Consider the following 8,302-nt stretch of genomic DNA (forward strand, 5'->3'; position numbering starts at 1 on the left):
TTTTGCATAGCATGATACATTGTCCCTTGTATTCAATGCTGCAGCAACATCATCCTGGGTGCTCAGGGGATTGCATCCGGTAATTGCTATTTCAGCACCACCTGCTGCGAGTGTTTCCACAAGTACAGCAGTTTTGGCTTCCACATGCAGTGCCATAGCTATCCTGTGACCCTTCAGTGGTTTTTCGGATTCGAACTCATCCCTTATAATCGACAGAACCGGCATGTAGTTCCTTGCCCATTTTATCTTCTGGTTACCGGATTCAATTAATTCATTATCAGTCATTTTCAAAACTCCACTAGTAATATATAAATTCAGAATTTAACACGAGCTACCAGATTGGCTGCTGCTTCTCTGGCTCTGTCCAGCACATCCTGCTCGTCCATGCACAGGACGTTATAATCCTTCATCAATACTCTACCGTCTACAATGGTTGTTCTGACATCGCTTCCTGATGCAGAATAAACAAGGTGTGAATGAATATCATAGACAGGTGTAAGATGGGGTTTGTTCATGTCAACTATAATTACATCGGCATTGTAACCCTCTCTTAGTATGCCGCTTTTGATACCAAGTGCTTTTGAACCGTTTACTGTCGCCATTTCAAGTACCTGCATGGCTGGTAAAACCGTCGGGTTAAGTGATTCTACCTTATGAAGAAGTGCTGCGGTCTTCATCTCTTCAAACATATCCAGGTTGTTGTTATTGGAAGCACAGCCATCGGTACCAAGTGACACATTTACCCCTCTGTCAAGCATCTTTGGTACCGGTGCTACCCCTGATGCCAGTTTCATGTTGCTGACCGGGTTATGGGATACATGTACTCCACGACCTCGCAGGATTTCTATATCATCATCTGACAGCCAGACACAGTGTGCTGCAAGTACTTCAGAGTCTAGAAATCCAAGTCTATCCAGTAGATTGACTGAACACATGCCATACTGTTCCTTCATCTGGTTTAACTCGGACTCGGTTTCAAGCACATGGATATGGACCTTCACGTTATCCTTGCGTGCCTCTTCTTTTACCCCTTTTATTAGTCTCTGTGTGCAGGAATAAGGCGCATGCGGTCCATACATTGTTATGATTCGACCTTCTGCCTCTCCATTCCAGTCCAGAACAAATCGTTTACCCTTGGATAATTCGATATCTGTGGATCGGTTTTCACCCACATCAATCAAACCATAAGAAAGAGCTGCTCTTAAACCCGAATCTTTAACTGCCTGGGCCGCATCATTCATATGAATATACATATCAGCAAAAGAGGTTGTACCTGATTTGACCATTTCCAGGCAGGCAAGCAATGTTCCGGTGTAGACATCGTTTTTGTTTAAATGTTCTTCAGCAGGCCAGATATAATCCTTGAGCCATTCTTCAAGCGGCAAATCATCTGCATACCCCCTGAACAATGTCATTGCAGCATGAGTATGGGTATTGACAAAACCAGGCATTACAACCCCACCCTTTGCATCGATAATTCTGTCAGCACTCTGGTTCGTGGATTCTGCAACTTCTGTTATAACACCGTTTTCAATCACTACAACCCCATTCCTGAATTCGGTGGCAAAATCCATTGTCAGAATGTATCCATTTCTTATGATGATATCAGCCATATATACTCCCCAAATTGAAATAAATCCTAAAATAGTAATAATTTTCTTTAGTTTTATGTTTTGCCAAACTCTTTTGAAAGGGTTTTAAGCCTATTTTCTATTTCATGAAGTGCTGATGAGATGACCTGATTGTTATCATAATTATCAATTATATCCTTGAATTGGTCATCTGTAAAAGATTTCATTTCATCCGCATGCTGCAGCATATTCTCAAAAGCACGGGTTATATTATCAATTATCGTGACGTTCGCACATCTGGACGTACGGGATAGTGGGTTTAGATCAATTGCTATAACAACTTTGTTCATTTTTGATAATGTTTCACACCTGTCACCATCTTCCAGTGGTACAAGTACCACGTCTGCACCATATATACCGTCATGGTCCACCAATCTTCTGTCATGAGACAAATCCAGAGTTGAATCTCCTTTTACGCCAAGAACATTTCTAGCGCCATGTGATTCCAAATGCTCTACTATTCTATCGATTCTCTTTTTGCTCCTATGAAAGAGATTCACTTCAAGTGATGATCCTGTAATATCAGATAATACTACCAGTTCATCCGGTACAAGAGCTGCAGTGTTACCATTAACCGATATTACAGGATTTTCAGCAATGAACAGGTAGGATACTGCTACTCTCTCTGCCTGTTTTGCTGAATCAGTACTGCACTCTCCAATAAGATAATCAAATGCTTCACCCCTACCCTGAGCAATCAATCCCTGTATGCTTGTTATACCTTTTTCCACTCCTTCAACAGTATTTTCCCGGGTTATGAGTGATTTATATCTTGGATGATCTTGCGGAATTTGAGTCATAATAACAACTGTAATTTTATATATTATATACTACCTTATCTCAATTTATCTAGATAAGGTTAATTGAGTGAACTACTCCATCTGTTGCAGACGGAGCTTCCTGCGAGTGCCCGTATCATTTTGGTAATGATTGATGATTCATCCCGATTAACAGGCCTGTCTGTCTTAGATTATCAGCAAACCGCTGATAGCTCGTCCACAGGGCATTCTGTCGTAAATACCTCTCCATAATCACTATAACACTGTTTTTATCCGTATCGATAGACTGTCCACAATAAGAACAGTTATTGGTTCTCTCGTATAGAGTCATCTTTTGCCGATAGCCACAATTACAGCAGTCCTGAGAGGTATATGATTCATCAATTTCTATTATTCTTTTACCTCCTCTTAATGATTTGTAGGTTCTTTAAATCGCAGATTTAAAGATAACTCTAAATCTTTGATTTAGAGTGCTAGAAATTGAGCGAACCGTCCGATGTAACCTGAATTATGAGTACCGCGGTGCGTACTTTTATCGAATTTCTTATCTCCTTTCTTGCTTGATGCAATATGTTTGGCTGATAAATTGCCGATTATTATCACATTTGCGTCAGTATTGTCAACGACGTTCCTCGTTTTCTTGTGCTGAAAATCTCTCAGCTGAACTGATGATAACTTCATCATTATCTATATATTCAGGGTCATTTGCACCAGACAGATAATTGGTTGTATCGATACTGTTGTAGGTTATAGTATTACGTTTATAATCAGTCATTCCAAATCCAGACTGGTTATAGGTTATTGTAAAGAAGTAGCCTTCACCTCTAAACTTTGGTAGCCTAGCAGTCTCATCACTGTTTCTTCTCAAAGAGAAGAACGATTTGTAGTTAGCATCAAGCCGTTTCAATACAGACTGCAATACTTTGGAACACACCCACTTATATTCTGGATACTGTTTCTTGATTTTGGGTAAATCGTTCTGCTGCTTACTGTAGCTTCCCTTGATGTTGTTCCAGCGGGCATTTCTTCGTTCTGCGATAGCAAAGTTGTACATCAACCTGCATTTCTCAGACAGTACCCACAATAATTCTTCCTGGTCAGATGTAGGTTAATCCGTATCGGTAAAGTCTGATACATAATTTACTATTTGACATGAAAATATTTATAAATTTTTACTTGTTAGCGATTTTATAATGACATATATATTCATTAGACTCTCTCATCAGCCAGCTACGCAGGGAGACTTCACGCTCCAGAGTTAAAAAATCAGGAATAACAACCTGTACCTGAGTTAAACCTTAGAACTTCACCGAATTCAGACATGACCCTGTAGACTTCATCTTCGTTTCCTTCACAGGGAATTGCGAATACAGTGTCACCAAGCATAGCCTGAGATGCTTTCCCTCCAGATGTTTCAACTGCCTCGATCACATCTTTTGCTCTGTCTTTTAAAAGACCCGTTTCAATCGTAAATTCTTTAGCCCGGAGTATGAAATTATCAATTGTTGGATAGTCCAGAACAGAACACATGGCTTTTCTGCCTGCGGAATTGATTCTATCAACCATTTGCTTGTCTTCAATTACAGATTTTGTTGATACATTCCCCAAAACAGTGGATAATACAGTAAAATTTCCGGAAGGTATGAAATCCACCCCAGTACCAGAGGGTTTACCGGGTCTTGTTCTGATAACAGTACCACTATACAATTGCGCTGTTACATCTCCCAGGCCACATCCGGTTTTTACTTCTGCCAGATGGGCAATATCTGCAAGATGATTGGATGTATAATTCAAAGATAATGCCTTGTTAAGAGCGTAAGCTACACTCAAAGCACCTGCACCTGAAGCTCCAAATCCACAACCTACTGGTATGTTTGCTGTAATATTAACAATTACAGGTACGTCTGTCAGCATTTCAGCAGTCATATTAACAGTATCTGCCCGAACTAATGAGCCGTTTAAAAAAACCTGAGTTCTGTCTGTAGAATCCCCAACCTGCACTTCAGATTCAATACCCTGATCAAGTACCAGTCCGCAGCCGGTAGAACCTTTTTTTTGATGGGCTTTATGTTTATGAATTTCAAAAAAACCTGTTATATGACCGGGAGCAAATCCCTTACCTTCGCATACTTTTGACATCAACAAGCTCCTCAACTCAGTTTTTCAACCAGTTTATCAAGAAGTTTACTGGCAATTAATCGTTTGGAACCATTTACATGAAGAGGGTTTGTATTATATGAATTCATAATATATACCTCATTGGTCTTGTCACCCATTCCCTTCTTATCGACATCATTTGCAACCACAAAATCAAGACCATATTTTTGCTGCAGGTTTTTAGCCCTTAATATAAGCTCGTCTACTGTCACTCCATTTTCTGCCTTAAAACCAGCTATTACAAGTTCAGGGTAAGAATTACGAACTTCATATAACAGTTTCCTTGTGGGTTTTAATACAAGTGATAATTCATCTTTACCTGATTTGATTTTATGTGGGGATTCATCAATTGTATAATCAGAAATTGCAGCTGAACTGATAAGTGCATCATAGCCCTTTCCAAGTTCATTGAGTACAGCATCAATCATCTGGTCAGCGCTTTCTACATATACTTCGTTTATTCCAGGTATATTCAGCTGGTTTCTGTGAACAATTGTAACTTCTGAACCTCTTCTATAGGCTTCAAGAGCCAGTTCCACACCGGTTTTTCCTGATGAGCGGTTAGTAAGAAACCTTATAGGGTCTATGGGTTCTGCTGTTGCTCCTCCTGTTATCAGTACTTTTTTACCAGCAAAGTCATTGTTTCCTATAGCATGCTCCACATTTAATACAATCATATCATTTGAAGCGATTTTTGCCACACCTTCTTTAAAATACGGGTCTACAAAAGAGACACCCCATAACTTTAATTTGTCAATATTTTCTACTACTCCTGGATGATTGTACATGGATTCGTGCATAGCAGGCACCACCATAAAAGGAATGTCTGAACCCAGTGCAGTTGTTGCAAAAGTTGTCACAGGGGTGTCATCTATACCATTCGCAATTTTACTGATTGTATTGGCTGTCGCAGGAGCAATCAATAAAAGGTCTGCACATCCTTTAAAACCACAGAATTTTACATGTTCCAAAACCCCTGTAAGCTCTGTTATCACATCATTTCCAGTAGCATAATGAAGAGCGCATGGATTTATTATCCATTTAGAGGCATCCGTTGTAACTGCATAAACCTCAGCTCCGTTTCGTATCAACTCCCTTGCAAGTTCTACCACACGTACAGCTGCAATACTTCCAGTCACTCCGAGAACTATCGTTTTACCATCCAGTGAACTGCTTTTCTGGTTCTGTATCCATTTTGTAGGATGAGTACGTCCATAGTTATTCATTATAATCTTCTTCTGGTTTTATAATAATAAGTAGATTTTGTAAACAAGATTTCATTAATGTTTTTATATAAATATATGAAGCATAATTTTTATTTGATGAGATAAAACATCGTACACTATATGAACAATCAGAAAAAAACCGCCCACCTAAATTCTTTAATCGGAAAAATATCAGGTAAGCAAAAACTTGAAAAACAAATTGATGAAATGCAGTCGTATATAATGGAACTGGAAGTCGAATCCCAAAAATTACAAAGAAGACTTGAGAAAAAAGAAAAAAACACCAAACGTGCAATATCTGAAAAACAGGAAGCAGAAGAAAAACTCAATGCCGCCAATATAAAAATAGAAACACTGCAGAATGAAATAGAATCATTAAAGGAAGAAATGAACAATTTGCAGGATATCAAATTCAGGAATATAGAAATATTATATCCATCAAAAATCCAGAATTGGCTTTTAAAAATACAATCCATGAGGTCAAATGATGATTCACTGATAACAGTATATTTGAAACCTGGTGACTTGTTATCAAACCTCAAAAATCCCAACAGAATACTAGATGACATCGATGAAAAAACCCAGAGTTTGCTTGCAAAAATCGAATCTTTTACAGGATGTATATTGTTTTATGATACAGACTCTGTAATATGCGAAGTCATCGTGCCACCTTTTCCAGTAAGAGAATCCAAATGGGAAATAGGAAAAGATTTCCAGATTGAACAGTTAAAAACTATACTGGAACAGGATTTCAAAATCTGCATCCTTCAGGCTCATGCAGGCGAATCATTTGTAGGAATTGCAAATACAGGTGAATTTGAAAACTACAGGATAATAAAAAGCAGTGTCAAAGCAAAACATAAAAAAGGTGGATTCAGCCAGAAACGATTCGAAGAGTTAAGAAACGAAGATATATCCCACCATATCGAAAAAGTGCAATCCGAATATAACAAAGTAATGGATGGTATTGAAAATGAGGTTGATTATATAATCGTCGGTGGAGACAGGGAATTAACAAGACTGGTCCTGAAAGACCTGAACCACAATTTACCCGTAATAGAAAAACCGATGGATAACAAAATCGAGAAGTATAATCTCAATAACATCCTGAAAAATGCTCTGAGTTGCAGGAGGTATCAGATATAATAAAAAACATCAGAATTTCATTTTTTATATACATTTAACTTTTCGCAACTATTAAGTACCTGTATACCTCAATTTATATTGGGTGATATAAATGGTATGGAGTTTTTCTAAGCTTAATGATGAAAATATAAAAGCTATCAATGACTTGGAGAAGAAATTAGGGGTTACATTGCTTGCATTTTCAGATACAAATATAAAAGCAGCTGACCTCAGTGATGACAAATTAAAACAGGTACAAGAACTGGAAAACAAACTCGGCATGTCTCTTGTTGCTGTTACCCAGAAATAAACAATCCTAAAACAAATTTAGAAAAGTTTTTAAAAAAGGTTGCAATCCTAGTTGCCTCAGGCAATATACGCAATCTATTTTTTTAGATTCCTATACCCCCCCCCACTCCCATACGTATATTGCCGCATTATAAAAATATATCTATAACCCTTGTAAAATTATATGCTTGCATAACATAAGGTATTATATATTTCAAAAACAATCCTGTTGAGATTTATCATGGCTCGAAAAAAGGATAGATTCTATTGGCTTGCAAAGGATGAAGGATACAGATCAAGAGCTGCCTACAAACTGTTACAGATAAATAACAGATTCCATGTAATTAAAAAGAATGATACTGTTGTAGACCTGGGAGCAGCTCCTGGTGGATGGCTGCAGGTTGCCAAGGATATATCAGACGGCAAAGTTGTCGGTGTGGATTTGCAGAGGATTAAACCGGTTGAAGGTGTTGAAACCGTAAAAGGGGATATGACATCGGACAGAACTATTAGTAAGACACTGAAAATTATCGGAGATGAGGGTGTAGATGTTGTCATATCAGACGCAGCTCCCAACCTCTCAGGAAACTGGAACCTTGACCATGCCCGTTCAATAGATCTTGTAGAATCAGCACTTGAATTTGCAAAACAGGTACTCAAACCCGGCGGCAACTTTGTTGTTAAAGTTTTCCAGGGTGACATGTTCAATGATTTTCTTGACAAGGTGAAAACCAATTTTGCATATGTTAAAGCTCATGAGCCCAGAGCTTCAAGGTCCCAAAGTGCGGAAATCTATGTTATCGGCAGGGATTTCCTGAAAACACCCGTGAAAAAGAATGAAGAACATGATGTGGAAATTACCAGCCTTGGTTCTGGTGGTGATGGTACTGTTACTATTAATGGATTTGTTATATTTGTCAAAGATGTGAATATTGGTGACAGGGTCAAAATAAGGATAAAAGACGTAAAACCCAGTTTTGCATTTGCAGATGTTGTTGAATACCTAACCAAATTTTAATATACCAGCAACCTAGATTGGTAAGTGGGGGTTATTAATGCCTGAAACTATTAAAGAAGGTAAAGAATCTATAGATTT

At 38.3% G+C, this 8,302-nt stretch carries 10 protein-coding genes; 3 read left to right on the forward strand and 7 right to left on the reverse strand.

Translation table 11 applies throughout. From position 1 onward, the window contains the following. The 7 genes from ACLFMM_RS07715 to coaBC all read right to left on the reverse strand — a co-directional run. Positions 1-285 (reverse strand): adenosylhomocysteinase (locus ACLFMM_RS07715; protein WP_410808153.1); only part of this gene is annotated, 285 nt, incomplete at its 3' end. Positions 286-314: 29 nt separating this feature from the next. Continuing rightward, positions 315-1,613: an amidohydrolase family protein gene (locus ACLFMM_RS07720; protein WP_410808154.1), complete on the reverse strand. Its 1,299-nt coding sequence runs from the start codon at positions 1,611-1,613 to the stop codon at positions 315-317. Between the two features lie 53 nt (positions 1,614-1,666). Further along, a complete protein-coding gene (locus tag ACLFMM_RS07725; protein WP_410808155.1) occupies positions 1,667-2,431 on the reverse strand; it encodes a 4-phosphopantoate--beta-alanine ligase in 765 nt (254 codons plus the stop codon). A 115-nt stretch (positions 2,432-2,546) separates the two neighbouring features. Next, positions 2,547-2,804 (reverse strand): zinc ribbon domain-containing protein, encoded by a 258-nt coding sequence (locus ACLFMM_RS07730; RefSeq protein WP_410808162.1) that lies wholly within the window; start codon positions 2,802-2,804, stop codon positions 2,547-2,549. Between the two features lie 225 nt (positions 2,805-3,029). After that, positions 3,030-3,494: a hypothetical protein gene (locus ACLFMM_RS07735; RefSeq protein WP_410808156.1), complete on the reverse strand. Its 465-nt coding sequence runs from the start codon at positions 3,492-3,494 to the stop codon at positions 3,030-3,032. 182 nt (positions 3,495-3,676) lie between these two features. Further along, positions 3,677-4,549, reverse strand: a complete 873-nt coding sequence (locus ACLFMM_RS07740; RefSeq protein WP_410808157.1) for a pantoate kinase — start codon at positions 4,547-4,549, stop codon at positions 3,677-3,679. Between the two features lie 11 nt (positions 4,550-4,560). Next, positions 4,561-5,793, reverse strand: a complete 1,233-nt coding sequence (coaBC, locus tag ACLFMM_RS07745) for a bifunctional phosphopantothenoylcysteine decarboxylase/phosphopantothenate--cysteine ligase CoaBC (RefSeq protein ID WP_410808158.1) — start codon at positions 5,791-5,793, stop codon at positions 4,561-4,563. 120 nt (positions 5,794-5,913) lie between these two features. On the opposite strand from coaBC, the gene ACLFMM_RS07750 reads away from it, so the two are divergent. From ACLFMM_RS07750 to ACLFMM_RS07760, 3 genes are all read left to right on the forward strand, one after another. Continuing rightward, entirely contained in the window at positions 5,914-6,939 is a 1,026-nt protein-coding gene (locus ACLFMM_RS07750; protein WP_410808159.1) for a Vms1/Ankzf1 family peptidyl-tRNA hydrolase, read from the forward strand. A gap of 91 nt (positions 6,940-7,030) precedes the next feature. After that, positions 7,031-7,228: a hypothetical protein gene (locus tag ACLFMM_RS07755; RefSeq protein ID WP_410808160.1), complete on the forward strand. Its 198-nt coding sequence runs from the start codon at positions 7,031-7,033 to the stop codon at positions 7,226-7,228. Positions 7,229-7,447: 219 nt separating this feature from the next. After that, complete coding sequence (locus tag ACLFMM_RS07760; RefSeq protein ID WP_410808161.1) at positions 7,448-8,224, forward strand: 23S rRNA (uridine(2552)-2'-O)-methyltransferase; 777 nt, start codon at positions 7,448-7,450, stop codon at positions 8,222-8,224. The last annotated feature ends 78 nt before the right edge of the window (positions 8,225-8,302 follow it).

Source organism: Methanohalobium sp. (genome assembly GCF_046546175.1).
GTDB lineage: Archaea > Halobacteriota > Methanosarcinia > Methanosarcinales > Methanosarcinaceae > Methanohalobium.